Annotated in this window: 19 protein-coding genes; 2 read left to right on the forward strand and 17 right to left on the reverse strand. The window is 59.2% G+C overall.

Going from position 1 to position 25,197, the window contains the following annotated elements:
• Nucleotides 1-63: 63 nt before the first annotated feature.
• From VSX58_RS15975 to VSX58_RS16020, 10 genes are all read right to left on the reverse strand, one after another.
• Complete coding sequence (locus VSX58_RS15975; RefSeq protein WP_327618954.1) at nt 64-1,356, reverse strand: Zn-dependent hydrolase; 1,293 nt, start codon at nt 1,354-1,356, stop codon at nt 64-66.
• A 54-nt stretch (nt 1,357-1,410) separates the two neighbouring features.
• Nucleotides 1,411-2,862 (reverse strand): dihydropyrimidinase, encoded by a 1,452-nt coding sequence (gene hydA / locus VSX58_RS15980; RefSeq protein WP_327618955.1) that lies wholly within the window; start codon nt 2,860-2,862, stop codon nt 1,411-1,413.
• A gap of 53 nt (nt 2,863-2,915) precedes the next feature.
• On the reverse strand, nt 2,916-4,220 hold the full coding sequence (gene preA / locus VSX58_RS15985) for an NAD-dependent dihydropyrimidine dehydrogenase subunit PreA (RefSeq protein ID WP_327618956.1): 1,305 nt from the start codon (nt 4,218-4,220) through the stop codon (nt 2,916-2,918).
• Entirely contained in the window at nt 4,213-5,628 is a 1,416-nt protein-coding gene (locus VSX58_RS15990) for an NAD(P)-dependent oxidoreductase (RefSeq protein ID WP_327618957.1), read from the reverse strand. Before VSX58_RS15990 ends, preA begins: the two co-directional genes overlap by 8 nt.
• A 585-nt stretch (nt 5,629-6,213) precedes the next feature.
• Complete coding sequence (locus tag VSX58_RS15995) at nt 6,214-6,852, reverse strand: TetR family transcriptional regulator C-terminal domain-containing protein (protein ID WP_327618958.1); 639 nt, start codon at nt 6,850-6,852, stop codon at nt 6,214-6,216.
• Nucleotides 6,853-6,963: 111 nt separating this feature from the next.
• On the reverse strand, nt 6,964-7,977 hold the full coding sequence (locus VSX58_RS16000) for an ABC transporter substrate-binding protein (protein ID WP_327618959.1): 1,014 nt from the start codon (nt 7,975-7,977) through the stop codon (nt 6,964-6,966).
• Nucleotides 7,978-8,114: 137 nt separating this feature from the next.
• The gene (locus tag VSX58_RS16005; RefSeq protein ID WP_327618960.1) at nt 8,115-9,218 is read right to left on the reverse strand and encodes an ABC transporter permease; all 1,104 of its coding nucleotides are present in this window, start codon (nt 9,216-9,218) and stop codon (nt 8,115-8,117) included.
• 2 nt (nt 9,219-9,220) lie between these two features.
• Complete coding sequence (locus VSX58_RS16010; protein WP_327618961.1) at nt 9,221-10,093, reverse strand: ABC transporter permease; 873 nt, start codon at nt 10,091-10,093, stop codon at nt 9,221-9,223.
• The gene (locus VSX58_RS16015; protein WP_327614785.1) at nt 10,083-10,922 is read right to left on the reverse strand and encodes an ABC transporter ATP-binding protein; all 840 of its coding nucleotides are present in this window, start codon (nt 10,920-10,922) and stop codon (nt 10,083-10,085) included. Before VSX58_RS16015 ends, VSX58_RS16010 begins: the two co-directional genes overlap by 11 nt.
• A 564-nt stretch (nt 10,923-11,486) precedes the next feature.
• Nucleotides 11,487-12,818 carry an aspartate aminotransferase family protein gene (locus tag VSX58_RS16020; protein WP_327618962.1) on the reverse strand — a complete coding sequence of 444 codons (1,332 nt, stop codon included), beginning with the start codon at nt 12,816-12,818 and terminating at the stop codon, nt 11,487-11,489.
• 367 nt (nt 12,819-13,185) lie between these two features.
• Here VSX58_RS16020 and VSX58_RS16025 point away from each other — a divergent pair, with 367 nt between their 5' ends.
• A complete protein-coding gene (locus tag VSX58_RS16025) occupies nt 13,186-13,944 on the forward strand; it encodes an SDR family NAD(P)-dependent oxidoreductase (RefSeq protein ID WP_327618963.1) in 759 nt (252 codons plus the stop codon).
• A 79-nt stretch (nt 13,945-14,023) separates the two neighbouring features.
• Here VSX58_RS16025 and VSX58_RS16030 read toward each other — a convergent pair whose 3' ends face one another.
• Nucleotides 14,024-14,854, reverse strand: coding sequence for a 5'-nucleotidase, lipoprotein e(P4) family (locus tag VSX58_RS16030; RefSeq protein WP_327618964.1), 831 nt, complete (start codon nt 14,852-14,854; stop codon nt 14,024-14,026).
• Nucleotides 14,855-15,198: 344 nt separating this feature from the next.
• On the opposite strand from VSX58_RS16030, the gene pdxR reads away from it, so the two are divergent.
• Nucleotides 15,199-16,695 carry a MocR-like pyridoxine biosynthesis transcription factor PdxR gene (pdxR, locus tag VSX58_RS16035; RefSeq protein ID WP_327618965.1) on the forward strand — a complete coding sequence of 499 codons (1,497 nt, stop codon included), beginning with the start codon at nt 15,199-15,201 and terminating at the stop codon, nt 16,693-16,695.
• 266 nt (nt 16,696-16,961) lie between these two features.
• On the opposite strand, the gene dppF is transcribed toward pdxR, so the two are convergent.
• From dppF to VSX58_RS16065, 6 genes are all read right to left on the reverse strand, one after another.
• Complete coding sequence (gene dppF, locus VSX58_RS16040; RefSeq protein WP_327618966.1) at nt 16,962-17,981, reverse strand: dipeptide ABC transporter ATP-binding subunit DppF; 1,020 nt, start codon at nt 17,979-17,981, stop codon at nt 16,962-16,964.
• A complete protein-coding gene (dppD, locus tag VSX58_RS16045; RefSeq protein ID WP_327618967.1) occupies nt 17,978-18,958 on the reverse strand; it encodes a dipeptide ABC transporter ATP-binding protein in 981 nt (326 codons plus the stop codon). Before dppD ends, dppF begins: the two co-directional genes overlap by 4 nt.
• Nucleotides 18,959-18,971: 13 nt before the next feature.
• Nucleotides 18,972-19,874 carry a dipeptide ABC transporter permease DppC gene (gene dppC / locus VSX58_RS16050; protein ID WP_327618968.1) on the reverse strand — a complete coding sequence of 301 codons (903 nt, stop codon included), beginning with the start codon at nt 19,872-19,874 and terminating at the stop codon, nt 18,972-18,974.
• A 14-nt stretch (nt 19,875-19,888) separates the two neighbouring features.
• Nucleotides 19,889-20,908: a dipeptide ABC transporter permease DppB gene (gene dppB / locus VSX58_RS16055; protein WP_327618969.1), complete on the reverse strand. Its 1,020-nt coding sequence runs from the start codon at nt 20,906-20,908 to the stop codon at nt 19,889-19,891.
• 177 nt (nt 20,909-21,085) lie between these two features.
• Complete coding sequence (gene dppA / locus VSX58_RS16060; RefSeq protein WP_327618970.1) at nt 21,086-22,693, reverse strand: dipeptide ABC transporter periplasmic-binding protein DppA; 1,608 nt, start codon at nt 22,691-22,693, stop codon at nt 21,086-21,088.
• 494 nt (nt 22,694-23,187) lie between these two features.
• A complete protein-coding gene (locus tag VSX58_RS16065) occupies nt 23,188-24,486 on the reverse strand; it encodes a 2-hydroxycarboxylate transporter family protein (protein WP_407654880.1) in 1,299 nt (432 codons plus the stop codon).
• Nucleotides 24,487-25,197 lie beyond the last annotated feature (711 nt).

Raw genomic sequence — 25,197 nt, forward strand, 5'->3', positions numbered from 1 at the left:
CGGCAGGAGATCCCCGCCTACTGACGCAGGGATGACGTCGGGGTGCCGCGGGAATGACGGAAATTAGGCGTCCCCGCGCCCTACCGCCCCGGCGGTTTCCAGCACCGCGTGCAGCAGCACATTCGCGCCGGCCGTCACCTGCTCAGGAGAGGAATACTCGATTTCGTTATGGCTGATGCCGTCCTTACACGGAATAAAGATCATCCCGGTCGGCGCCAGCTCCGACATGTAAACCGCATCGTGCCCGGCGCCGGAAACGATATCCATGTTTGAGTAACCCAGCATATCGGCGGCGCGGCGTATCGCCGCCTTGCAATCAGCATGGAACGGCGCGGCGGGATAGTGAGAGACCTGGGTCAATTGAATGCCCAGCCCGGTTTCCGCCTCGAGTTCGGCGAGGTAGACCTTTAGCGCCGCATCCATCTCATCCACCAGCGCATCGGTAAGATTGCGGAAATCGATGGAGAACTTCACGCTGCCCGGCACCACGTTACGGCTGTTGGGATGGACCTGCACCATCCCCACCGTACCGCGGCCGTGCGGCGCGAAACGATCGGCGATGGCGATCGCTTCCTGCATGATACGGGTGGAAACCTGCAACGCATCTTTGCGCAGCTCCATCGGCGTCGGCCCGGCGTGAGACTCCATCCCGGTGACGACGCAGTCATACCAGCGAATGCCCAACACCGCCTGCACCACGCCGATTTCAATATTTTTATCTTCCAGAATCGGCCCCTGTTCGATATGCGCTTCAAAATAGGCGCCGATAGGATGATCGCCCGGCGTTTTCGGCCCGGCATAACCGATTTTCTCCAGCTCGTCCTTCACCGTTTTACCCTGCGCATCCTGCGCGGCATAGGCGTATTCCAGCGGGAAAATGCCGGCGAACACGCCGGACCCCATCATCACCGGCACAAAGCGCGAGCCCTCTTCATTGGTCCAGAACACCATCTCCACCGGCGCTGCGGTTTCGATTTTATTGTCGTTCAGCGTGCGGATCACTTCCAACGCCGACAGCACGCCGAAGTTGCCGTCAAACTTTCCGCCGGTCGGCTGGGTATCGATATGGCTGCCCGCGACGATCGGCGGCAGGTCGTTATTACGACCCGGACGGCGCATAAAGACGTTGCCGATTTTGTCGATCTCAACCGACAGTCCGGCGGCCTTCCCCCAGCCGATGACCAGATCGCGCCCCTGGCGATCCAGGTCGGTCAGCGTGAGCCGGCATACGCCGCCTTTCGGCGTGGCGCCGATCTTCGCCAAATCCATCAGCGACTGCCACAGACGATCGCCGTCGATACGCAGATCGGCAAGCTCGGTTTTATTTTTCGCGGTCGATAACGCTTCGCTATTCATAACAGATTTCCTCATGGATGGAGTGACGTTGCCTTCTCGTCAATAGTGCTTCGCTTAACGCGAGACGGCCGCGGGAGCCGACAGACGCTCCCGCAGGGCGCAGGCGCTGAAATCGGCGTTAAAGGCGGGGCGTTTGATATAACGGCCCGCCCCTTCCCGCGCGCGCAGATCGCCGTCGGCCCAGACCAGCGTCCCCTGGCTGACGGTGTAGCGCGGAATGCCCCGCACCGTACGGCCCTCAAAGATGTTGAAGTCGTTTCTTGAGTGGTGCGTTTTGGCGGACAGGGTTTTGCTGCCGTCGGGATCCCAGACCACCAGATCGGCGTCGGACCCTACCGCCACCCGGCCTTTGCGGGGGTAGATATTGAACAGCCGGGCGGTATTGGCGGAGGTGATCGCCACGAATTCGCTGGGGGTCAGGCGCCCGCTATTCACCCCGGCGTCCCAGATAACCGCCAGACGCTCCTCCACGCCGCCGCAGCCGTTAGGGATTTTGGTGAAATCGCCGTCGCCGGCGGCTTTCTGGCTGGCGCAGAACGTACAGTGGTCGGTGGCGGTGGTGTGCAGCTGGCCGGACTGCAACCCGCGCCACAGCGACTCCTGATGCGCTTGCGGACGGAACGGCGGGCTCATGACGTGGGCGGCGGCCTTGGCGAAATCGGCATCGCGGTACACGCTGTCATCCACCACCAGATGGCCGGCCAACACCTCGCCGTAAACCCGCTGGCCGCGCGCCCGGGCGCGGGCAATGGCCTCGGCCGACTCCTGACAGGAAACATGCACCACATAAATCGGCACCCCCAGCACGTTGGCGATGGAGATGGCGCGGCTGGCCGCCTCCCCTTCCACTTCCGGCGGACGCGACAGCGGATGCCCCTCCGGCCCGATGATGCCGCGCTTCATCATCTCCTGCTGCAACAGAAAGACCATTTCGCCGTTTTCGGCGTGAACGGTCGGCATCGCCCCCAGTTCCAGCGAACGGCGGAAACTGTTCATCAGCGTTTCGTCGTCGCACATGATGGCGTTTTTATAGGCCATAAAGTGCTTGAAGCTATTGACGCCCTCCTGGTTCACCAGCGTGCCCATATCGCGATGCACGCTCTCGTCCCACCAGGTGATGGCGACGTGGAAGCTATAGTCGGAGGCCGCTTTTTCCGCCCAGCCTCGCCATTGGCGGTAGGCCTCCATCAGCGGCTGACGCGGGTTGGGGATCACGAAGTCGATAATGGTGGTGGTGCCGCCCGCCAGCCCCGCCGCGGTTCCGCTGTAGAAGTCGTCCACCGTCACCGTCCCCATAAAGGGGAAATTCATGTGGGTATGCGGATCGATGCCGCCCGGCATCACATACATACCGCCGGCGTCGATCTCCTCCGTTCCCGCCGGCGCGGCGCGGGCGGCGTCCTCGCCCACCGCGACGATGATGCCGTCGGCGCAGAGCACATCGGCGCGAAATTCCCGATCGGCATTAACGACCGTACCGCCTTTGATTAACAGGTTATGACTCATTATTTACCCCTCTTAATTGCTGGTTCTGGTGACAATAACGGCCCAGAGGCGCGTCAGACCGTGGTCGCCATCGGATTATTCGGGTGCGTCGTCCAGTTGGCGTACTCGCCGCTCACCGTCTTCCCGGTGCGCAAATCCACCTCCCCCGGCTGCAGGCTGCGCATGGAGATACAGGCTTCCACCGGACAAATGGAGACGCACAGGTTGCAGCCCACGCACTCCTCTTCCTTCACTTCATAGTGGCGCTCGCCCTCTTTCATACTGGTAATCGCCTGATGCGAGGTGTCCTCGCAGGCCAGATGGCAGCGGCCGCATTTGATGCACTTCTCCTGATCGATGACCGCTTTATCGATATGATTGAGGTTCAGGTAGCGCCAGTCGCTGACGGAGCCGACGGCGCGCCCGCGGAACGCCTCCAGCGTGCGGTAGCCGCGTTCGTCCATAAAGTTGGACAGGCCGCTGATCATGTCGCTAACGATCTGAAAACCGTGCACCATCACCGCGGTGCAGACCTGCACCGTGCCGCAGCCCAGCGCGATAAACTCGGCGGCGTCGCGCCAGGTGGAGACGCCGCCGATGCCGGAAATCGGCAATCCGCGGGTGTGTTCATCACGCGCGATCTCCGCCACCATGTTCAGGGCGATCGGCTTAACCGCCGGACCGCAGTACCCGCCGTGCGACCCCTTGCCGCCGGTATCGGGGGACATCACCATCCGGTCCAGATCCACGCCTATCACCGAGTTGATGGTGTTTATCAGCGACACCGCGTCCGCGCCGCCTTGCCGCGCCGCGCGCGCCGGATAGCGGATATCCGTGATATTCGGCGTCAGTTTGACGATCACAGGCAGGCTGCAATACCGCTTGCACCAGCGGGTGACCATTTCGATATATTCCGGCACCTGGCCCACCGCGGCGCCCATACCGCGTTCGCTCATGCCGTGCGGACAGCCGAAGTTCAGTTCGATGCCGTCCGCGCCGGTCTGCTCCACCAGCGGCAGAATGCTTTTCCAGGCGTCCTCTTCGCAGGGCACCATAATCGAGACGATCATCGCCCGGTCGGGCCAGTTGCGCTTCACGCGGGCAATCTCTTCCAGATTGGTCTCCAGCGAGCGGTCGGTAATCAGTTCGATATTGTTTAAACCGATAATGCGCCGGTCGGTGGTACGCAGCGTGCCGTAGCGCGGCCCGTTGACGTTCACCACGTGCGGATCCTGACCCAGCGTTTTCCACACCACGCCTCCCCAGCCCGCCTCGAACGCGCGCACCACGTTGTACTCCTTATCGGTGGGCGGAGCGGAAGCCAGCCAGAAAGGATTCGGACTCTTGATGCCTAAAAAATTGCTGCTGATATCAGCCATGTGAGTACTCTCCGCTGGTTGAAGGTTTATGATTGACCGGCGGACGGGCGCAAGGACGCAGCGCCGCGTCTATCGACGCAGCCGCCGCTTTGCCCTGGCGTACCGCGTCTACCGTCAGATCCAGGCCATCGGCGCAGCAGTCCCCTCCGGCCCAGACGCCGGGCAGCGAGATGCGGCCCTCCTCATCGGCGGCGATACGGCCGTTTTTCAGCGCGATCGCGCCGCCGGTCGCGCCGGCGTCATAGCGCTGGCCGATGGCCTTGAGCACCATATCGGCCGGCAAGGTGAAGGTTTCGCCGCTTGCCGCCGGCGCCCCTTCCCGCGCGCGCATCACCCTAAACGACACCCCGGTGACGCGGTTATCTTCACCGTGAATCGCCTGAGGCGCCGCCCAGTAGCGCAGGACGACGTCATTGGCTCTCGCCCACGCCAGCTCATGCGCGGACGCTTTCATGTCCGCTTCGCCGCGGCGATACACCATGGTGACTTCGCGCGCCCCCAGTTTTTTCGCCTGAACCGCGGCGTCCACCGCCGTCATACCGCCGCCGATCACCACCACGCGGCGGCCGACCGGCACCGCGCCCGGATGCGCGGATTGACGCAGTTCGGCAATAAAATCCACCGCTTCGCGCACGCCCTCCAGCGGCGTTTCCTCAATGCCCAGCGCATTGACGCCGCCTAATCCCATGGCGAGGAAAACGGCGTCGTAATCCGCGCGCAGCGTATCCAGCGAGATATCCCGTCCCAGCCGTTGATTGAGGCGCAGCTCAATGCCGCCGATGGACAACAGCCAGGCGATTTCCCGCTGGGCGAAATCGTCGGTGGTTTTGTAAGTCGCCAGACCGTATTCATTCAGGCCGCCCGGCTTTTCCCGCGCGTCGAACACCACGACATGGTGCCCGCACTGCGCCAGACGATGCGCCGCCGTTAGCCCCGCCGGACCGGCGCCCGCCACCGCCACCCTTTTGCCGGTCGGCGTCGCGCGGGTAAACAGCGGCTGCCCCGGGTTGGAGAGATAGGCATCGGTGGCGTAGCGCTGCAGCAGACCGATGCGCACCGGCTTGCCGTCCTGCTGGTTGCGCACGCAGGCCTGTTCGCACAGGGTTTCGGTCGGACAAACCCGGGCGCACATGCCGCCCAGCACGTTGGCGCTCAAAATGGCTTCGGCGGCGCCGCGCACGTTTTCCTGGGCGATACGATGAATAAAGCTCGGGACGTTGATATCCGCCGGACACGAGCGGGTGCAGGGCGCGTCGTAGCAGTAGTAGCACCGCTCCGCCTCAATCACCGCCTGAATTTTGCCGAGCGGAACGACGCTGTCGGCGAAGTTGTCCGCGTACTGGGCGTCGCTCAGTCGCCCGGCCTGAATACCGGGCGCATCGACGCCGAGCGGTAATGGTGTTTTCATGCGGCACGCTCCTCCGGCTGGTTTGCATCAGGGTCTCTGGGGCACAGCGGTAAGCCGCTCAACCGCCCGCTCGCATCGCCTTGCTTTCGCTGGTTCATAGTGGTTCTCCCGCTAATGTCGAATGAAGGAAAAATCCGCTGGCGCCACGTTTTCCAACGTATCTTGACCAAATGGTTAACTTTCCCAAACTAACCATGCTATTTATGTGCCATTTCCGCGGGATAAATAAAAACCAATAAAAATAGATAATTAGCGATATTTACGCTGAGCCATAAGAACAAATTTTGACCAAATACGGTGCAAGCCAGGCGATTTATTTCATTGCGCTGCGCTATTTTTGTGCTGCGGAGGGGGGTGAAAACGGCGGCGAGAGCGCCTTCACGCTAAGTGATATGGCGGCCGGGAAGAAACGGCGGCTAAATGCATCAGCTCTCCAAACGCGCTGCCGGTGACGTCGCGAAAATTGACGCCGCTGGCGGCATCTCGGTTGATGGAACGAGAATACGGCGCAGGCAAAGCGGGGATAGGGTCATGCTATTTTTTACCGCGAGGGCGCGGGCTGACCGCATGATAATCGGGCCGGCGTTAATCCAACCCGCACATTCTAAACACGCTGGTCAGAACATGATCGATGGCGCGCCGGCGCCCCTCGGGCGCGTCGGCCTCTGCGCCGAGCACGGCGGCGATCTGAATATCGAAATCCGCATAGGTTTGCGTCATCGCCCAGATGGAGAAAAAGAAGTGTGGGCTATCGAGAGGCGACAGCAGCCCTTGCGCTATCCAACCGTCAACCACCGCCGACTTGGCGGCGACCAGATCGCGCAGCTGCGTTTTCAATATATTATGCACCATCGGCGCGCCCTGCAGCAGTTCATTGGCAAACAGTTTGGAGGCGTAGGGACGCTCAAAGGTTAATACCATTTTTTGCCGCACATACTGTTCGATGACGCTACGCGGATCGGCCTGCGGCTGGAAGTGCTCCAGCGGCGACAGCCAGTCATACAAAATGCCGTCCAGAACGCGCAAATACAGGTTTTGCTTATTGCCGAAATAGTAGTGCAGGTTCGGTTTCGGCAGCCTGGCCTCTTGCGCAATCTGCGCCATCGTGGCGCCTTTAAACCCAAAACGCGCAAACACCTGCTCCGCGGCCAGCAGGATCACCGCTTCATTATCAAGCCGGATGCGGCCTTTCGCCGCTTCATCGGTTAACGTCTTTTTTAGCATTTATCACCTCGCTTATCGCCGCTCGCCTTCCCGGCAAGAGAAAGCGAGCGTTGACGAAACGGCGGCAGCGGCGCGCCCAGACGCAAAGAAAGGGCGATCTCCCACTATTTGTTACTTCGCCGCCGCTTCCCAGACCGCGTGCGTCATGGCGCCGTCGCCGGGGTCTTTCTTGATCACCGAAGCGCCGCCGCCGCTCAGCAAAACCTCCACGGTGCGGCGGTAGGCGGCGGGATCCAGATAGCCGATTCGCGGCGTATTGGCATTGGTGATCAGTTTAGCGACGTTTTCCATCTGCCGTTGCTGAACTTCCACCGTGGCGGAGCCGGACGCGTCTTCGTTAACCACAATCTCCGCGGCTTCGGCCGGGTTATTGACCGCCTCGTTCCAGCCTTTGTAGGTGGCCTGTAGGAATTTCGCCATTTTCGCCACAAAAGCCGGATCTTTCAGGCTGGATTCCAGCACGTAAAGCCCATCCTCCAGGGTGGAGACGCCCTGATCCTCATACGGGAACGAAATCAGATCGCTCTGTTTCATTCCGGCGTCGATCAACTGCCAGTATTCGTTGTAGTTCATGGCGGAAATACAGGCGGCCTGATTCTGCAACAGCGGATCGACGTTAAAGCCCTGCTTCAGCACTTTAATGTCGGCGTCCGGTTTATAGCCCAGTTTATGCATCCAGTTGAAGAAAGGATACTCATTGCCGCCGAACCAGACGCCCAGCGTTTTGCCCTTCAGATCCGCCGGCGTCTTGATGCCGGTCGATTTGCGGCAGGTCAGCATCATGCCGGAACGATCGAATATCTGGGCGATATTCACCAGCGGCACGCCGGATTCGCGTGCGGCCAGGGCGTCGGGCATCCAGTTAACGATGACGTCCGCCGATTTGCCGGCGATAACCTGTACCGGAGAGATATCGGTTCCCCCCGGCTTGATGGTGACATCCAGCCCGGCATCCTGGTAATAGCCCTTGGCCTGCGCCACATAGTAGCCCGCAAACTGCGCCTGAGGTAACCACTTAAGCTGCAGCGTCACTTTTTCGGCGGCATAGGCGCCGGCGGTCAGTGACAGCGCCAACGTCGTGGCGGCCGCAGTCAAGCACTTGCGAAAGGCAGAACGATCTCTCATAGGGGTATCCTCGGGTTAGGGTGAAACACGCCAATGTTTAACAACGCCATCTATCTGAGTAACAACATCTTCTTCAAAAAATCTTTGTCGGAGACGCGGTTTTTGACCGCCGTTCCCGGAGCGGCCGTGCTCTCCGTTTACGACGCGCCGCGCACGGAGGGATGCCAGAAATTCACGCGCCGTTCCAACCAAACCAGCAGCGCATAAAACAGCGATCCCGCCACGGACGCCACCACGATAGCCGCCCACACGATGGGCATATGCATACGGGCCGCCTCGGTCGAGATACGAAACCCCAGCCCCGCCGTGGGAGAGCCGAAATATTCGGCGACAATCGCGCTGATCATCGCCAGCGTGGCGTTAACCTTCAGCGCGCCGAAAATAAAGGGCAGCGCCGCCGGGAAACGCAGCGTCCGCAGGGTGACGCGCGGCGTCGCGGCGTAGCAATACATCAGCTCCCGCTCCAGTTTGCCGCTGGCCCGCAGGCCCGCCAGCGTACTGACCAGCGCGGGGAAAAACGTTACCAGCACGATGACCGCCGCCTTGGAAGGCCAGTCAAAACCAAACCACATCACCGCAATCGGCGCCACGCCCACCAGCGGGATAGTGCTGGTCAGGTTGGCCAGCGGCAGCAGGCCGCGCTGCAGAAACGGCGATCTGTCGATCAGAATCCCCAGCGCGATGCCCATGCCGCTGCCCAGCAGGTAGCCCGCCAGCACCGACTTCAGCACCGTCTGCACAAAGTCGCCCGTCAGCATCCCGGCGTTCTCATACAATGCGCGGACAATACCGGTCGGCGCCGGCAGCAGAACCTGGGGCACGGCGAACACCGTGACCAGCAGTTGCCAGAAGTAGAGAACCCAGGCGCCGGATAGCGCGGCGACCGCGCCGGCCGGCAGACGTTTGCCGGCGCCGTTCGCCAGGCGCTGCACGCTGTGGCACGCCAGCAGCGCCAGCGCCGATATCGCCAGCCAATACGCGGCGTCAGGCTGCGCCATCGCGCCGGGCTGAATCAACATTGCGGCCGCCGCAAGCGTAGGCGCGCCCACCAGGGCCGGGAGCCACGGCGATGAAGAGGGATACAGCGCCAACAGCGCCGCGCACAGCAGCAACAGTTCGATGACCACCGCCTGAGTAAGGCCGCTTTGCGCCGCGCCGCCGGGGATCAGCTGCCCCAGCGCCATAAGAACCGCGATCAAGGCGACGACAAGGCCGAAACCGCCGGTAACGGATTTACGCATCACTAACCTCCCTTACGACGCGACATGACGGCATATTCCGTCAGGCTGACCAGGGCGGTCAGAAACAGCCCCAGCAAAGAGGCCACCGTCAAGGCGGACCAGATTTGAATGGTGTTACCGTAATAGGAACCGGTTAGCAGGCGGGCGCCGAGACCGGCCTGCGCGCCCGTCGGCAGCTCCGCCACCATAGTGCCGACCAGACCGCTGGCGATCGCCACCCGGAACGCCGGAAACAGATAAGGCAAGGCGGAGGGCAGCCGCACCATCCAGAAGGTATCAATGCGGCTGGCGGCATAGGTGTGAACCAGTTCCATTTCCAGCTGCCGCGGCGCGCGCAGCCCCTGCACGGTGGCGATGGTGACCGGGAAAAAGCAGAGGTACATGGCGATGGCGGCTTTCGGCAGCAGGCCGACGATCCCCAGGCTGCCCAGGATAATCAGCACAATCGGCGCTATCGCCAGCACCGGCACCGTTTGCGACGCCACAATCCACGGCAGCAGAGCCCTATCCAGCGTACGGGAATGCACAATGCAAACGGCCAGCGCCAGGCCAAGCGCCACGCCCATAGCAAAGCCGGTCAGGGCGGCGCTGGCCGTCACCCAGGCATGCAGCAGCAGATTGCGCGGCGAGGTCAGCGGCCATTTCGTCAGGCTGGTCCAGATATCGGCCGCAATCTGGTGCGGCGCGGGCAACACCGGGCGCGACATGTTCAGCGTAGTCCGCGCCAGTTCGCGCCAGCCCCAGTCGCCGGAGAGGCTGCGTTCAATCGCGCCCTGCGCGTTCAGCGCTATCGCCAGCAGATACCAGCACGCCAGCGCCGCGGCGATAATCACGGCGACCGGGAAGACCCGGTAGCGCAGAGCGTCAATGTTCATGATGTCCCTCGATTAGCGCTGCGCGCACTTCCTGAGCCAGACGCATAAATTCCGGCGTATCCCGCATGGACAGATCCCGTTCGTGGGGTAAAGGCGAGTCGATGATTTTGACAATGCGGCCGGGACGGGGCGACATAATCACAATGCGCGTGGACAGATAGACCGCTTCGGCAATGGAGTGGGTCACGAACACCATCGTGCGCCGTTCGTTGAACCAGAGCTGCTGCAACTGCTGATTCAGATTATCGCGGGTCAGCTCATCCAGCGCGCCGAAAGGCTCATCCATCATCAAAATTTTGGGTTCGAATCCCAGGGCGCGCGCAATGGACGCCCGCTGCTGCATTCCGCCGGAAAGCTGCCACGGGTACTTTTTCTCAAACCCGCTCAGGCCGACCCGCGCCAGCTGTTCGCGCGCGATCTCCTCGGCGCGCACCGGCGGGACGCCCTGAATCTGCAAGGGCAGCAACACATTGGCCAGCACGGTGCGCCACGGCAGCAAAACGGGCGCCTGGAACACATATCCGTATGCGCGCGCCAGCCTGGCCTCAGCGGGCGTCATATCGTTGACCGCGACCTCGCCGGAGGTGATGGGCTCCAGGTCGGCAATCACCCGCAGCAGTGTGGTTTTGCCGCAGCCGGAAGGGCCGATGAAGGAAACGAACTCCCCCTGACGGATGGTCAGATTAATATCCTGCAACGCGTGTACCGGCTTATCGGCCGCCGGATAAATCACATTGGCGTCACGCACCACGATTGCCGGTCTGGCCGTACTCGGGGCCGGCGTCGTCGTTATGAGTGATGGCTCATCTGCATACATGGGTTGGCTCATACCGGTTGTCCTATAGGGTATTGGCGGTTTCTGACTGTTTGGTTAAATTTCTGACTAAGCGGATGCCATTTTCATGCCAATGTTTATTTTTCCCCCAACCACACTAATAACAGGGGAATATTCCTTATCTCCCGTAATGCGGAAAAACACATTTGGTGCAAATGGCCGCCTTTTTGCCTCTATTTGGCGCAAGATATATAGGTAAAACGTATATTTAAGTTTTTATGAAGGGGTTGCCCGGGGGCAATGGATAACCCTGTTTGATTGGCGTTGTTCGCAGGCAGCGGGAATTTCCAGAAATTGCCATATTCCACGGCATGATGCCGATCATTTAAGCATTGAGATACACGGGGCGACCACCGGGGTGAGGCGTCCCTACGGGAGCCTCCCCCGGAGCTTCCCCTCAAGACCCGCTTAAGTGAACGGTATTCATATTCCACGGCAGGGGATATTTCGGGCGCTAAAATAGCGCCATTCTTAGGTTATGCGCCGAGATAGGGGGCTCAAACGCCCCGCCCCCTTGCCCCGGCTATTGGCTAAATGGCGCTCCGGCGCATTGCGGGCTCAGGCGAACTTCGCGTTTAGTTCGGCAAGCGCCTCATCAATCATTCCCAGCGCCTGGGTCACCTCATCCGCGGTCACGATACAGGGCGGCACGACGTGCAGACGGTTTTCCGCCACAAAGCCCAAGAGCCCTTTATCCAGCAGCCGGGCTTTAAACTCGCCCATGGCGGCGGCCGGCAACGGCGTTTTACTCACCGGATCGGCGACCAGCTCCAGCGCATGGAACAGGCCGATGCCGCGCACCTCGCCGACAATGGCGTATTTTTCGCCCAGCGTTCGCAAACCGGCCGCCAGTATGCCGTTGCCGATTTTGGCCGCGTTTTCCACGATTTTTTCCTCTTCCATCGCATCCAGCGTCGCCACGATGGCCGCCATCGCCAGAGGATGGCCGGAATAGGTCAAACCGCCGGGGAACATGCGCGTATCGAAAAAATGGGCGATCGGATCGGAAATCAGCACGCCTCCCGCCGGCACGTAACCGGAGTTCACGCCTTTGGCGAAGGTGATCAGGTCGGGCTCGACGCCGTAATGTTCAAACGTAAACCAGGAGCCGGTGCGCCCGAAGCCGGCCATCACTTCATCCATAATCAGCACGATGCCGAACTCGTTGGCCAGCGCCTGAACGCCGGGCAAATAGCCGGCGGGCGGCACCAGGATGCCCGCGGTGCCCGGAATGGTTTCCAGCAAAATGGCGGCGATGGTGTTCGGCCCTTCGCACTCGATAATGCGGCGCAGGTGACGCAGCGCCGCCTCGCACTCCTCTTGTTCGGTTTGCGCCATAAATTCGCTGCGATACAGATAAGGGGTGAAGAAGTGAACATGGCCGCGGGAATACTCATTGGGCAGACGGCGCCAGTCGCCGGTCGCGCCGATCGCGCTGCCGGTATTGCCATGGTAGGAGCGGTAGCCGGACAGCACCTTCTCCTTGCCGGTAAACAGGCGCGCCATACGGATCGCGTTTTCATTGGCGTCCGCGCCCGCGTTGGTGAAAAACACTTTGTTGAACTTCTCCGGCGCGCGGGCGACGATGCGTTTCGCCGCTTCGCCGCGCGCCAGATTGGCCGTGGCCGGGGCGATGGTCGCCAGCGCCGCCGCCTGGGCTTTGATGGCCGCAATCACCTTCGGATGCTGATGGCCGATATTGGTGTTCACCAGCTGACTGCTGAAGTCCAGATAGGTTTTCCCTTCATAGTCCCAGAGGCGGCAGCCCTCGCCGCCGGCGATAACCATCGGGTTCAGCGCCCCCTGCGTTGACCAGGAGTGAAAAACATACTGCCTGTCCAACTGACGGACATAGTCATTGGACAACGCGGCGTCATTGTGATTCGTCATCTTCTCATCCTCATCATTGCGCGGTACAGGCCGCGCACTTATTCGTTCGGTGCCGCTTCGTCTTGAGCGGCGGGGTTGCGCAGGGTGTGTTTCTTCTTCAGAATCAGACTAGAGACAAAAACGCCGGCGTTCATAGAGCCAGATTGCGAATAACTATGGGCCAGTTTGTCCCATCAATTCCGTGCAACTGGCTCTGTCGGAGATGTTTTCCTCTCCGTAAAGTGGAAAAACCAGGAGCGGAAAGCCTAGTGCCGATCGTTTAAGCAGCGAGATACAGGAAACACCGGCTTAAGTGACCGGCATGCGGCGGAAAACCGCCCTAATCAGGTTGGAAAAACGATACATCAAACTTCAGAGGGCGCTTTCAATGCAGAATATTGTGTTTATCACCGGGGCAACTTCCGGATTCGGCCAGGCCGCGGCGCGCCATTTTGCCGCCAACGGCTGGTCGCTGATCCTTACCGGTCGTCGGGAAGAGCGGCTGCAGGCGCTGTCGGATGAGCTGTCCGGCAAGGTTCCGGTCTACTATTCGGCGCTGGACGTCAGAGACGCGCAGGCGGTCAAAAAACTGGTCGAGACGCTGCCGGCGGAATTCAAAGCGGTGAAAACGCTGGTAAATAATGCGGGTCTGGCGCTGGCGCCCTATCCGTCGCAGAAGGTCGATCTGGAAGATTGGCATACCATGATCGACACCAACGTTACCGGGCTGGTCAACGTCACCCACGCGTTATTGCCGACCTTGATTGCAACCGGGAAAGGCGCCAGCATCATCAATCTCGGCTCCATCGCCGGGCAGTGGCCGTATCCCGGCAGCCACGTTTACGGCGCGTCAAAGGCATTTGTGAAGCAGTTCAGCTATAACCTGCGTTGCGATCTGCAGGGCACCGGCGTGCGGGTGACCGATTTGGCGCCCGGCATCGCGGAAACTGAATTCACGCTGGTCAGAACCAAAGGCGACCAGGCGGCGTCGGACAAGCTCTACCAGGGAACCACGCCGCTCACCGCAGAGGATATCGCCGGGCAGATTTACACCATCGCCACCCTGCCGGATCATATGAATATCAACCGGCTCGAAGTGATGCCGGTACGACAGGCGTGGTCTTCGTTCGCCATCGATCGCGATTGACGCCTAAGAAAAGCGCGGGCGCCCTCCGCCTGCGCGAAGATGGGGATGGCGGCATACGCCGGCACCCCCGACCGAGCGCTTACCGGCCGTCCCAGGCTTGAACCGCTTGCGCGCGCGCCTGTAGCTTTTGCTGCGGCGTCAGCTTGTTATAGTCCGTCGCCAGGCCGCTTTCCCAGTCGCCGTAGAGCGGGTTGGGCAGAACGATGAACTCGGCGCCGAACTTATCCTCGTTCGCGCCGACAAACGCCCGCCGCTGCGCGTTATCCTGATGATAGGTGGCGGCGCCAAAGTCGTTCAGGTTATCGCCCGCGTAGACCACGATGTCGTAACCGGCGTTTTTAATGCTGTCGAAGCGCGCCTGCTTGTTCGATGAATCCTGGGCGAGCAGTACGGTTTTCGCCGACATACCGGTAAAGCCGAGCGTGCGCATATTGGCGACGGTGGCATCGAACTCCGACTGCCTGCGGTTGGAGACATAAAACATGGTGCCGCCATGGCTGTTGACGTAGTTGGCGAACCGCACCGCGCCAGGAATGGCCTGCGCCTGAGCGGCCTGCGACCATTTCGCCCAGGATGCGCCGTCAAACGTTTTATTTTGCCGCACCTGCCAGCCTGCATAAGCGCTGTTATCCAGCATGGTTTCATCCAGATCGACCACCACGGCTTTCTTCTTACCCGCGGCAGGCTTAGCCTGATCAAAAGCGCGTTGCGCGCTATTAAACGCCTGGTGCGCCAACGCCCGGTATTCGCCGGATTGCTGGAACCAGTTCAGCGCCAGCACCATTTGATTGGATAACTGCCGCGGCGCCTGCTGTTCGTCTTTCGGATGCTGAGCGCAGCCGGCCAGCGTGAGTAGCGCCATACCGACGGCGGCGCCAAGGAAGATTTTTTTGCAATGTGCTTGTGCCATATGAGGAATCACTCTCTGTCTTACTTTCTGAAACGAACAGAGCGCCGCCATGAGCGCTTCTGAAGGGCGATGATTACTGACGTTGCGTACGGGTATCCGAGCGGAAGAACGGCGCCCCGTTTCGTACGTTCCCTGTATCGAACCACGCAAACGAACCTCGGCCCGCCGCGTAAAATTCGGGAAAACAGACTAGACGCGTTCATCGCATAAGGCAAGCCGGCTCCCGGAGAAGGGAGACGGCCGCAGGAGCTATCCTGACCGCCCGATGATTCCGCCCACTCCGCCATTCCGGTATGTAATTTGCTTGTTTCTCGGATATATATTGCGAAAAGGGGAGGCGGGAGATGAACGATCGCTGTCTGTATATCGACTTTGTATCAAACCGAAGCCTGCAAGAGCAGCTGCGGGAAACGCTGGTCACGTCTATTCTCGCCGGCGTGTTTCCGATAAACGAACCGCTCCCTTCCTGTCGCAAGCTATCGTGCCAGCTGAATATTTCCCGCAATACGGTGGCGCTGGTCTACGAAGGCCTGCTTAACGACGGCTACCTGATCAGCCGCCCGCGCAGCGGCTATTTCCTGCATCCGGACTACCACCAGAGCGGCGCCCTGCCGGATATCGCATGTAGCAACGATACCCCGCAAAGCGCGCCCATGGCACCGGAATGGAGCAGACGCTTCAATAAATGCCCCAGCAACTATCTGGCGATCCTAAAACCCGCGCAGTGGATGGACTATCCCTATCCTTTTATCTACGGTCAGCCGAACACGCGACTTTTCCCGCTGGAGCAGTGGCGTGAAACAATGCGTAAAGTGACGGGCGCACATCGCGATCACGGCTGGCTATACGACAATATCGACCGGGACGTTACGCCGCTGATTGAACAGGTGCGCAAGCGTATCCTGCCCAAGCGCGGCATTATCGCCCGCGGCGACGAAATATTGATCACGCTCGGCTCGCAGAACGCGCTCTATCTGCTCTCCCGCCTGCTGCTGAATAGGAACACGCGTATCGGGGTGGAAAATCCGGCGTTCCGCGAAGCCATTAACACCTTCGCCCTACAGGATGCGCACATCATCCCCCACGGGCTGGACAGCGAAGGCCTGCGGCTTACGGAGGAGTCCCGCGCCTGCGACTATTTTTATGTCACGCCCAGCCATCAGGCGCCGACGGGCGTCAGCATGAGCAACGCCCGCAGAACGCAGTTGCTTGAGCACGCCTGCCGATACGATCAGATTATCATAGAGGATGACTATGATTCCGAAAGCAGCTTCGATCCCCAGCCCAGAGCCGCGCTAAAGGCCGGCGACATGCACAATCGGGTGATTTACGTCAGCAGCCTGTCGAAATCGCTCTCGCCGGGGCTGCGTCTGGGTTATCTGGTCGCGCCGTCGGAGCTGATTGACGAGCTGCGCGCGCTGCGCCGGCTGGTTTACCGCCATCCGCCCACCAATATTCAATACCAGATGGCGCATTTTCTGGCGCAGGGATACTACGAAACCTACCTGCACCGCTACCGCGAAGACTCCGCCAAGCGCTGGAATATTCTCAACGACGCGCTGAATACCCATCTGCCCGAATGCACCCGCATTCCCGGCAGCACGCCCGCCAACGCCTTCTGGATTCGCACGCCGCAATCAATCGATACGCAGCAGCTGGCCTGGCGGGCCGCCCACGCCGGCGTGCTGATCGAACCGGGGCAGGACCATTTCCTCGACCGGCAACCGCCGGGAAACTACTTCCGGCTGGGATTCCACGCCATTAAGCCCGAACGCATCGAACCCGGCGTCGCCCGGCTGGCCGAGGCGTTTCGCCTGATGCGCTCGTCCCCGTTCCGCTAGCGTTAACCGCCGGTGGTTACAAAATCAACGGCATCAACAATCACACCTCTGAGATCTGTTCTTCTTGCCACAATATTTTCATCATCCCGTTCGTCACAAAATACGGTCTGTAAAATATGCGCCAATAATATAAATTCTTCTCCCGCTATATTTACTACCGGGTTTACTTTGCTTATCGGCTGAATACGTTGAGACCTGCGCTCACTTTACGGCGAACCAGAATAACTCACGCCCCAAAGAAAAGGGCGCGAGCTCTCGACAACTGATTAGCCGGCATGCGCAGGCTGCGCGCCCTGTTCGTCCTGGTCGACGGCGAAGCAGGCGACCTGCTGCCCGCCATAGTCCGTCAAGCGCGGCTGGAACTGGGTGCAGGTGCTGAAGCAGCGCCGGCAGCGGGCGTTGAAGGCGCATCCCGGCGGCGGATTCAGCGGGCTGGGCAACTCGCCGACCAGCTTAATGCGCTCGCGGCGCAGGTCCGGATTCAGCCGCGGCGTCGCGGACAGCAGCGCCTGCGTATAGGGGTGGCGCGGATTGCTGAAGATCGCCTCTTTGCCGCCCTTCTCCACGCAGCGTCCCAGATACATCACCATCACCTCGTCGGCGATATGTTCGACCACCGACAGATCGTGGGAGATGAAGACGTAAGACAGCCCCATATCCTGCTGTAAATCCATCATCAGGTTCAGCACCTGCGCCCGTACCGAGACGTCCAGCGCGGAAACCGGCTCATCGGCGATCACCACGTCCGGCCCCAGCATCAGGCCGCGGGCGATGGCGATACGCTGGCGCTGCCCGCCGGAGAACATATGCGGATAGCGATCGTAATGCTCGGTTTTCAGGCCCACTTTCGCCATCATGGCCAGCGCCTTTTCACGCCGTTCGGCTTTCGACAGCCCGGTATTGATCAGCAGCGGCTCCTCCAGGATCTGACCGACCTTTTTACGCGGGTTCAGCGAGGCGTAAGGATTCTGGAACACGATCTGGATCTTCTGCCGGCGCAGCTTCTCCGCCGTGCGATCCGGCTTGAGCAGATCCTGCCCCTGATAGTAGAGCTCGCCCGCCGACGGGATCTCGATCATGGTCAGCAGCCGCCCCAGCGTCGACTTGCCGCAGCCGGACTCCCCCACTACCGCCAGGGTTTTTCCGCGTTCCAGCGTAAAAGAGACGCCGTCCAGCGCTTTGACCACGCTTTCCGGTTTGAATAAGCCGCGCTTCACCGGATAGTGCTTTTTCAGGTCTATGGCATGCAGTAAATGCGGCTGCGGCGCAGCGTTATTTAAGTTCATAGGGTTGGCCTCCCCGCATCATCCAGCGGTGTGTGACATTTCACCCGCCGCCCCGGAATAGCCCGCAGTTCAGGCTCTTCGCGGCGGCAGCGATCGTTCGCATAGGGACAGCGCGGATGCAGCAGACAGCCGTTAGGACGGTCATATTTTCCCGGCACCACGCCCGGCAGCGACGCCAGGCGCGCTTTGTCCGTCGAAAATTCCGGCAGCGCGCGCAGCAGCGCCTGCGTATACGGATGGCGCGGCGCGCTGAAAATAGCCGCCGCCGCGCCGGACTCCACCACCTGTCCGGCATACATCACGATGATGTGATGCGCCGCTTCCGCCACCAGCGCCAGGTCGTGGGTGATCAGAATCAGCGCCATATTTTCGCGCCGCTGCAGTTCAAGCAGCAGTTCGATAATCTGCGCCTGAATCGTCACATCCAGCGCTGTGGTCGGTTCGTCCGCGATCAGCAGCTTAGGCCGACAGGCAATCGCCATGGCGATCATCACGCGCTGGCTCATCCCGCCGGACAGCTGATGCGGATAGACATCCAGCCGCGATGCGGGATCGGGGATCCCCACCAGCGTCAGCAAATCGATCGCGCGCTGGCGGCGGGTTCTGCGGTTGCCGCCCTGATGCGTCTTGATGGCTTCCATAATCTGGAATCCCACGGTATAGCAGGGATTCAGGCTGGTCATCGGGTCCTGAAAAATCATCGCCACTTCCGCGCCGACCAACCGGCGCCGCTCCCTCTCGGATAGCTGCGTCAGATCGCGCCGGTCGAACTCCAGCCTGTCGGCCATCACCTTGCCGGGATAATCGATCAACCCCATAATCGCCAGGGAACTGACCGATTTACCGGAACCCGACTCGCCGACAATCCCCACCACCTGCCCCTGTTCGACCTGGTAACTGATACGGTCGACCGCGCGAAACGGCACGCCCTCATCGCCAAAATGCACGGACAGTTTCTCTATATTGAGCAACGCCATCTCTCTACCTCTGTTACTGCTTGAGTTTGGGGTCGAGAGCATCACGCAAGCCGTCCCCCATCAGGTTAAATGCCAACACCGTCAGTAAAATCGCCACGCCGGGGAACGTCACCACCCACCAGGCGCTTTGCGCAAACTGCAACACGTCGGAAAGCATGGTGCCCCACTCCGGCGTCGGCGGCTGCGCGCCCATACCGAGGAAACCCAAAGCAGCCATATCGAGAATGGCGTTGGAAAAACCCAGCGACGCCTGCACGATAAGCGGCGCCAGGCAGTTGGGAAAAATGTTGACGAACATCTGGCGCATCGCCCCGGCGCCCGCCACGCTCGACGCCGTCACATAGTCGCGGTTCACCTCAACCAGCACCGCCGCGCGGGTTAAACGCACATAGTGCGGCAGCGCGACAAAGGTCAGCGCCAGCGAGGCGTTGACGATCGACGGTCCGAAGACCGCCACCAGCACCAAAGCCAACAGCAGGCTGGGCAGCGCCAGCATGATGTCGACGACACGCATGACGACGGCATCCACCACGCCGCCGAAGTAGCCGGCCAGCAGGCCGAAGATAACGCCCAGAATCAGCGACAGTATCACCACCAGGCAGCCGACCAGCAGCGACAAACGCGTGCCGTACATCAGCCGGGATAAAATGTCGCGGCCGACGTCATCCGTACCCAGAATAAAGCGCCAACTGCCGCCATCCTGCCATACCGGCGGATGCAGCAAGGCATCGCGGAACTGCTCGGAAGGCAGGTGCGGCGCCAGTACATTCGCGCCGATCGCGATAATCAGCATCAGCGCGATGTAGATCATGCCGACCACGGCCCCTTTGTTACGCTTGAAGTAGTGCCAAAACTCCTGGAGCGGGGTCATCGGCTTGGGCACGCTGCCTGCGACAGGCTCCGTTATTTGTGTCATCTCAGCCTTCCCCCTTATTTCTTATGCCGGATGCGCGGATTGACCACGCCGTAAAGCACATCCACCAGCAGATTCACCAGAATAATCATGCTGGCCACCAGCAGTACCCCGCCCTGCACCACCGGGTAATCACGACGCTGTAAGGCATCGATCAGCCAGCGCCCCAGTCCCGGCCAGGAGAAGATGGTTTCGGTCAGGATGGCGCCGGCCAGCATGGTGCCGACCTGCAACCCGATAACCGTCACCACCGGCAGCATGGCGTTACGCAGCGCATGCACCACAATCACCCGCAGGCGGCTTAACCCTTTGGCGCGGGCGGTGCGGATATAGTCCTCGCCCAGCACTTCCAGCATGGCGGAACGCGTCATGCGCACGATCACCGCCAGCGGGATAGTGCCCAGCACCACCGCGGGCAGGATCATATGCTGCACCGCATCGATAAAATCGCCCTCTTCCCCCCAGAACAGGGTATCGATCAGCATAAAGCCAGTCAGCGGCATACTTTCATCGAGAAAAACCGTATCGCTGATGCGCCCGGATACCGGCGTCAGATTAAAGTGAACCGACACCAGCATGATCAGCATCATCCCCCACCAGAAAATGGGCATGGAGTAGCCCGCCAGCGCCAGGCTGACGGAGGTGTGATCGAAAATGGAACCGCGCTTTACCGCCGCTAAAACGCCGACGGGAATCCCCACGCCGATGGCGAAAAACATCGCGCAAATCCCCAATTCCAGCGTCGCCTTAAAGCGCGGAACGAACTCTTCCCAGACGGGAATGCGGCTCTTGAGGGAGACACCGAGATCGCCGTGCAGTACGCCGGCGATATAGTTGGCGTACTGCTGCCACAGCGGCTTGTCCAGCCCCATTTCGGCCATCAATTGCGCATGGCGCTCGGCGGAAATTCCGCGTTCGCCGGCCATAATCATCACCGGGTCGCCCGGGATCATATGCACAAACGCGAAGGTCAGTAGCGTAATACCGATAAACGTTGGGATAACCAGCCCCAAACGCCGGAGTATGAACTGCAACATATTTACTTTCTCTTAAAGACAAATCGCCCGATGTTCAAGCCATCGGGCCGCTCATGTTCCTGCGCGAATAATACGACATGCCGCCTCCCGACCGGCCGGCCTCCGCGTGCGGACGGCGTTCCGCCTACAGAGCGGATACCGGCGCGTTTGCCGGTATGGCGGGAGGGGGCGTCGTTATCAGTCTAAAGACACGTAGTTGAAGTTATGGACGCTGCGCGGTTCTATTTCATAGCCTTTCACATTGTTGCGGATCGGCTGATAGTAAGTGGAATGCGCGACGGTCAGCGCCGGCGCCTGATCGTGCATCACCACCTGAGCCTGCTTATACAGCTCAACGCGTTTTTCATGATCCGACGTGGTGCGCGCGGGCTGAATCAGCGCCTCGAACGGCTGATAGCACCATCTGGAGTAGTTGGAACCCTTCTCGGCGGCATCGCAGCTAAACAGCGTGGCGAAGAAGTTGTCCGGATCGCCGTTGTCGCCGGTCCAGCCCATCAGCAGCGTCTGATGCTCGCCGTCCTTGGCGCGTTTCAGGTATTCGCCCCACTCGTAGGTGACGATTTTCGCCTTCACGCCGATCTTCGCCCAGTCCGCCTGAATCATCTCCGCCATACGGCGCGCGTTGGGGTTATAAGGCCGCTGCACCGGCATCGCCCACAGGTCGGTCTCAAAGCCGTTTTCCAGACCGGCCTCTTTTAACAGCGCCTTGGCCTTTTCCGGATCGTAGCCGTAATCCTGCACCGCGTCGTTATAGCTCCACATGGTGGGCGGGATCAGATTCTTGGCCGCCTGTCCGGCGCCCTGGTAGACCGCGTCGATAATCGCGCGCTTATTCACCGCATAGGTCAGCGCCTGGCGCACCTTCAGGTTATCCAGCGGTTTTTTCTGGACGTTGAAGCTAAGATACCCGACGTTCAACCCCGGCTGTTCCAGCAGCGTGACGTTTTTGTCCTGCTTTATACGGCCGATATCCGCCGGATTAGGGAAAGCCATCACCTGACACTCGTTCTTCTGCAGTTTGGCGTAACGCACGGAGGCATCCGGCGTGATGGTGAATATCAGCCGGTCAATGCCCGGCTTCTTACCCCAGAAGCCGTCGAACGCTTTATAGAGCAGGCGGGAATCTTTCTGGTATTGCAACAGTTGGAACGGCCCGGTGCCGATCGGATTCAGGTCGATCTTCTCCGGCGTACCGGCTTTCAGCATGTTGTCGCCGTACTCCGCCGACAGGATGGAAGCGAAGTCCATCGCCAGATCGGCCAGGAAAGGCGCTTCCGGGCGGGTCAGCTCGAAGCGGACGGTGTAGTCGTCCAATTTTTCAATCTTGCCGATCAAATCCGGCATTCCCATTCCCGCATAATATTCGTAGTTACCGCCGGATACTTTATGGTAAGGGTGGTTGGCGTCCTGCTGGCGCAGAAAGGTGAACAGCACATCGTCGGCGTTAAAATCGCGCGACGGCTTAAACTCTTTATTATCCTGCCACTTCACCCCTTTGCGCAGATGGAAAGTATAGGTTTTACCATCGTCGCTGACGTCCCATTTCTCCGCTAGGCCGGGTTCCAGTTCGGTGGAGCCATGTTTGAATTCGATCAGCCGGTTGTAAATCGGCACGGAAGTGGCGTCGTAGGTGGTGCTGGTGGTAAACAGCTGCGGATTAAACCCTTCCGGGGAGCCTTCGGAACAGTAAACCAGCGTTTTCGCCTGCAGACCGGCTGCGACAGAGAGAGCGAGCAAGCCAAGCCCAAGTTTTAAAACCCTTGATGTCGCCAAGGAATTTTTCATTATTTGTGCTCCTGTGGATGATGTTGTGTGGTGCATTAGGCCGGACCCTATTTTTAAGTGTAATGGCCCGTACCTTGCCCGAAGGCGCAAAAGTAAAATAACGGAGGAAGCGGCAAGAAAGCCGATGGCCTAATGCCGATCGTTTAAGCATCGAGATACACGGGGCGACCACCGGGGTGAGGCGTCCCTACGGCAACCTCCCCCGGTGTTTCCCCTAAAAACCGGCTTAAGTGACCAGCACTCGCCTATAGCCGATGAATACGATGATGATTCAGGCATTCACTGGTTTTTCCCTTTATCCCCTTCATACTCCAAGCTGCGGGTGCCTTGGCTTTGTTACTCGCTCCATCCATGGAGCTCGCCCCCGTTGGGGGCGCCGCAAGCGCTGGCCCATAGAGGGGTCAAGCGGTCTGAAGGATGACGGGTATAGTATAGATGATAAACAGGCCGGTCAGCGACGCTGACCGGCCTGAGTTCGGAGAAGAGCCGTTAGATTAGATGATCCAACCCAGCAACAGGGTGGCGCCGATCACGGTGGAAGCGCCGCCGATACGAGTGGCGATCTGGGCGAAAGGCATTAGCGACATACGATTGGACGCGGAGAGAATGGCCACGTCGCCGGTGCCGCCAAGTCCGCTATGGCAAGTGGTGACGATAGACGCTTCTATCGGATACATGTTCAGGTACGGCGCGATGAAAAAGCTGACCAGGGCCATGGAAAGCACCACCGAACCGCACACGATGACATAGCCGATGGAGAAGACGGAGACGACGCTTTCCAGCGGGATGTACAGCATACCCAACCCAATCATCAGCGGCCACACCAGCGAACTGGAGACAAACTTATAAACGCTGTGCGCGCCGGTCTCCATTGATTCGGGAATAACGCGGCTATATTTGCAGAATACGGCGATCAAAATCATCAACACCGGGCCTGGAATATGCACCAGTTTCTCAAACAGGCCGCCGACGATGAAAAACGCGCAGATCATCAGCAAACCGCCGCCCATCAGGTGGAAATCAACCGCTTTCGGCGCTTCGGTTACGGAAAATATCGCATTGTCTTCATCGCTGCGCACCAGGCGGCCTTCGCCGTTCAGATCCTTACGACGCATACCGAGGCGAGACAGGATACCGGCGCAGAAAATGGCGAAGATATTGCCGACGACCGCGGCCGGCGCCAGCTGCGCGACATACACATCCGGCGTTTCCCCTAAAATGGCGGAGTAGGCCAGCGATAAAGGCAGGATCCCCTCGCCGATACCGCCGCCGATGATCGGAACAATAATGAAAAAGAAGGTATGGTAGAAGCTGTAGCCGCAGAGTTTACCGACCAGCAGACCGGTCGCCAGAGCCGTCGCCGTTCCCACCACCAACGGTACGAACATGCGGACCATGCCCTGGATCAGGACTTTCCGGTTCATACCCAGGATACTGCCGACCACCAGACAGGCGATGACGAAATACAGAAAATTCGCCTCTTTCATCAGCAGATGCACGGTCTTCATGGTGTTGTCGTTGAACAGATGAAAATACACCAGAATAGAAGGCACCATCAGACAAAGAATTGCCGGTCCGCCGATATCCTTAAATACCGGAATTTTATGCCCGATATGCGCCAGTAAAAAACCCATACTCATAATAACAGCGAAACCGCCGATCATATTTTTGGGCAAGTATCCCGCATACGCCGCAACAAAAATAATAACGCCGATAGCAATAAACAGAGGAAAAGGAACAGAACCTATTTTCTTGTTAAAAATTATCTCCATAAACGAAGGGGGTGTATCCATGGCAAGCTCACTCTTACATAGAATATCCGCGTCAGTTTTTTTCATTGTATTCACCCAGCTAGACAGTATGGTACAGGAAACCTGTGTTTATTTTCAGGGAGTAAGAAAATCCATTTTTATTTTTATACCCGTCATACTTCAAGTTGCCTGTGCGTTGACTTGGTTAATCGCGCCAGTCACTTGAATTCAGTAAGCGCCTGGGGATTTTCTGCGTCGCCGCGTTATTCGGCCTGATAGCCTCACCCCTTCGGGGTCAGCACAAGCGCTGTTCAAAAACGCTTTGGCGTTTTTTTCCTGCAACTCGAATTATTTAGGGTACATCAATATGCAATAAAAAATGGCAGGTGTTATTTATTGGATAATTTATATTGGAGGTAATCTATCATAGGCAAATGTTAAAAATAATATGTTAATGCTGTATTTGTGAACTTATCAGCAAGTTCTATTTAAATAACTTACGTCATTTTTTTGTAATTAAATTAATTTACTGCGGGATTTGGGGAATATCTGAGATATAAAAGCGGGAACGTCACTGGAGATAAGATAAAAATACCACGTTATTTAAATAAGTAAATAATTTAATCGATGTTAATAAATTCCCCGCCGGGGGATAACCCCTCGTCGCGATGAAGCCGCCCCTTCACGGGCGCCGCCGATCTTTCCTGACTCACCGCTTCTCGGTTCAAGATAACGACGGCCTCAAGGCCGGTT

The sequence above is a fragment of the Brenneria populi genome (assembly GCF_036016195.1).
GTDB classification, from domain to species: Bacteria; Pseudomonadota; Gammaproteobacteria; order Enterobacterales; family Enterobacteriaceae; genus Brenneria; species Brenneria populi.

Coding starts and splice junctions, on each gene's coding strand:
- VSX58_RS16025 (WP_327618963.1), top strand. CDS start 13,186: ATGCAGAATATTGTGTTTATCACCGGGGCAACTTCCGGATTCGGCCAG.
- dppB (WP_327618969.1), bottom strand. CDS start 20,908: ATGTTGCAGTTCATACTCCGGCGTTTGGGGCTGGTTATCCCAACGTTT.
- VSX58_RS16000 (WP_327618959.1), bottom strand. CDS start 7,977: ATGAGAGATCGTTCTGCCTTTCGCAAGTGCTTGACTGCGGCCGCCACG.
- VSX58_RS15975 (WP_327618954.1), bottom strand. CDS start 1,356: ATGAATAGCGAAGCGTTATCGACCGCGAAAAATAAAACCGAGCTTGCC.
- VSX58_RS15990 (WP_327618957.1), bottom strand. CDS start 5,628: ATGAAAACACCATTACCGCTCGGCGTCGATGCGCCCGGTATTCAGGCC.
- preA (WP_327618956.1), bottom strand. CDS start 4,220: ATGGCTGATATCAGCAGCAATTTTTTAGGCATCAAGAGTCCGAATCCT.
- VSX58_RS16015 (WP_327614785.1), bottom strand. CDS start 10,922: ATGAGCCAACCCATGTATGCAGATGAGCCATCACTCATAACGACGACG.
- VSX58_RS16030 (WP_327618964.1), bottom strand. CDS start 14,854: ATGGCACAAGCACATTGCAAAAAAATCTTCCTTGGCGCCGCCGTCGGT.
- VSX58_RS16020 (WP_327618962.1), bottom strand. CDS start 12,818: ATGACGAATCACAATGACGCCGCGTTGTCCAATGACTATGTCCGTCAG.
- dppA (WP_327618970.1), bottom strand. CDS start 22,693: ATGAAAAATTCCTTGGCGACATCAAGGGTTTTAAAACTTGGGCTTGGC.
- VSX58_RS16065 (WP_407654880.1), bottom strand. CDS start 24,486: ATGGATACACCCCCTTCGTTTATGGAGATAATTTTTAACAAGAAAATA.
- VSX58_RS16005 (WP_327618960.1), bottom strand. CDS start 9,218: ATGCGTAAATCCGTTACCGGCGGTTTCGGCCTTGTCGTCGCCTTGATC.
- VSX58_RS16010 (WP_327618961.1), bottom strand. CDS start 10,093: ATGAACATTGACGCTCTGCGCTACCGGGTCTTCCCGGTCGCCGTGATT.
- hydA (WP_327618955.1), bottom strand. CDS start 2,862: ATGAGTCATAACCTGTTAATCAAAGGCGGTACGGTCGTTAATGCCGAT.
- dppF (WP_327618966.1), bottom strand. CDS start 17,981: ATGAACTTAAATAACGCTGCGCCGCAGCCGCATTTACTGCATGCCATA.
- pdxR (WP_327618965.1), top strand. CDS start 15,199: ATGAACGATCGCTGTCTGTATATCGACTTTGTATCAAACCGAAGCCTG.
- dppC (WP_327618968.1), bottom strand. CDS start 19,874: ATGACACAAATAACGGAGCCTGTCGCAGGCAGCGTGCCCAAGCCGATG.
- VSX58_RS15995 (WP_327618958.1), bottom strand. CDS start 6,852: ATGCTAAAAAAGACGTTAACCGATGAAGCGGCGAAAGGCCGCATCCGG.
- dppD (WP_327618967.1), bottom strand. CDS start 18,958: ATGGCGTTGCTCAATATAGAGAAACTGTCCGTGCATTTTGGCGATGAG.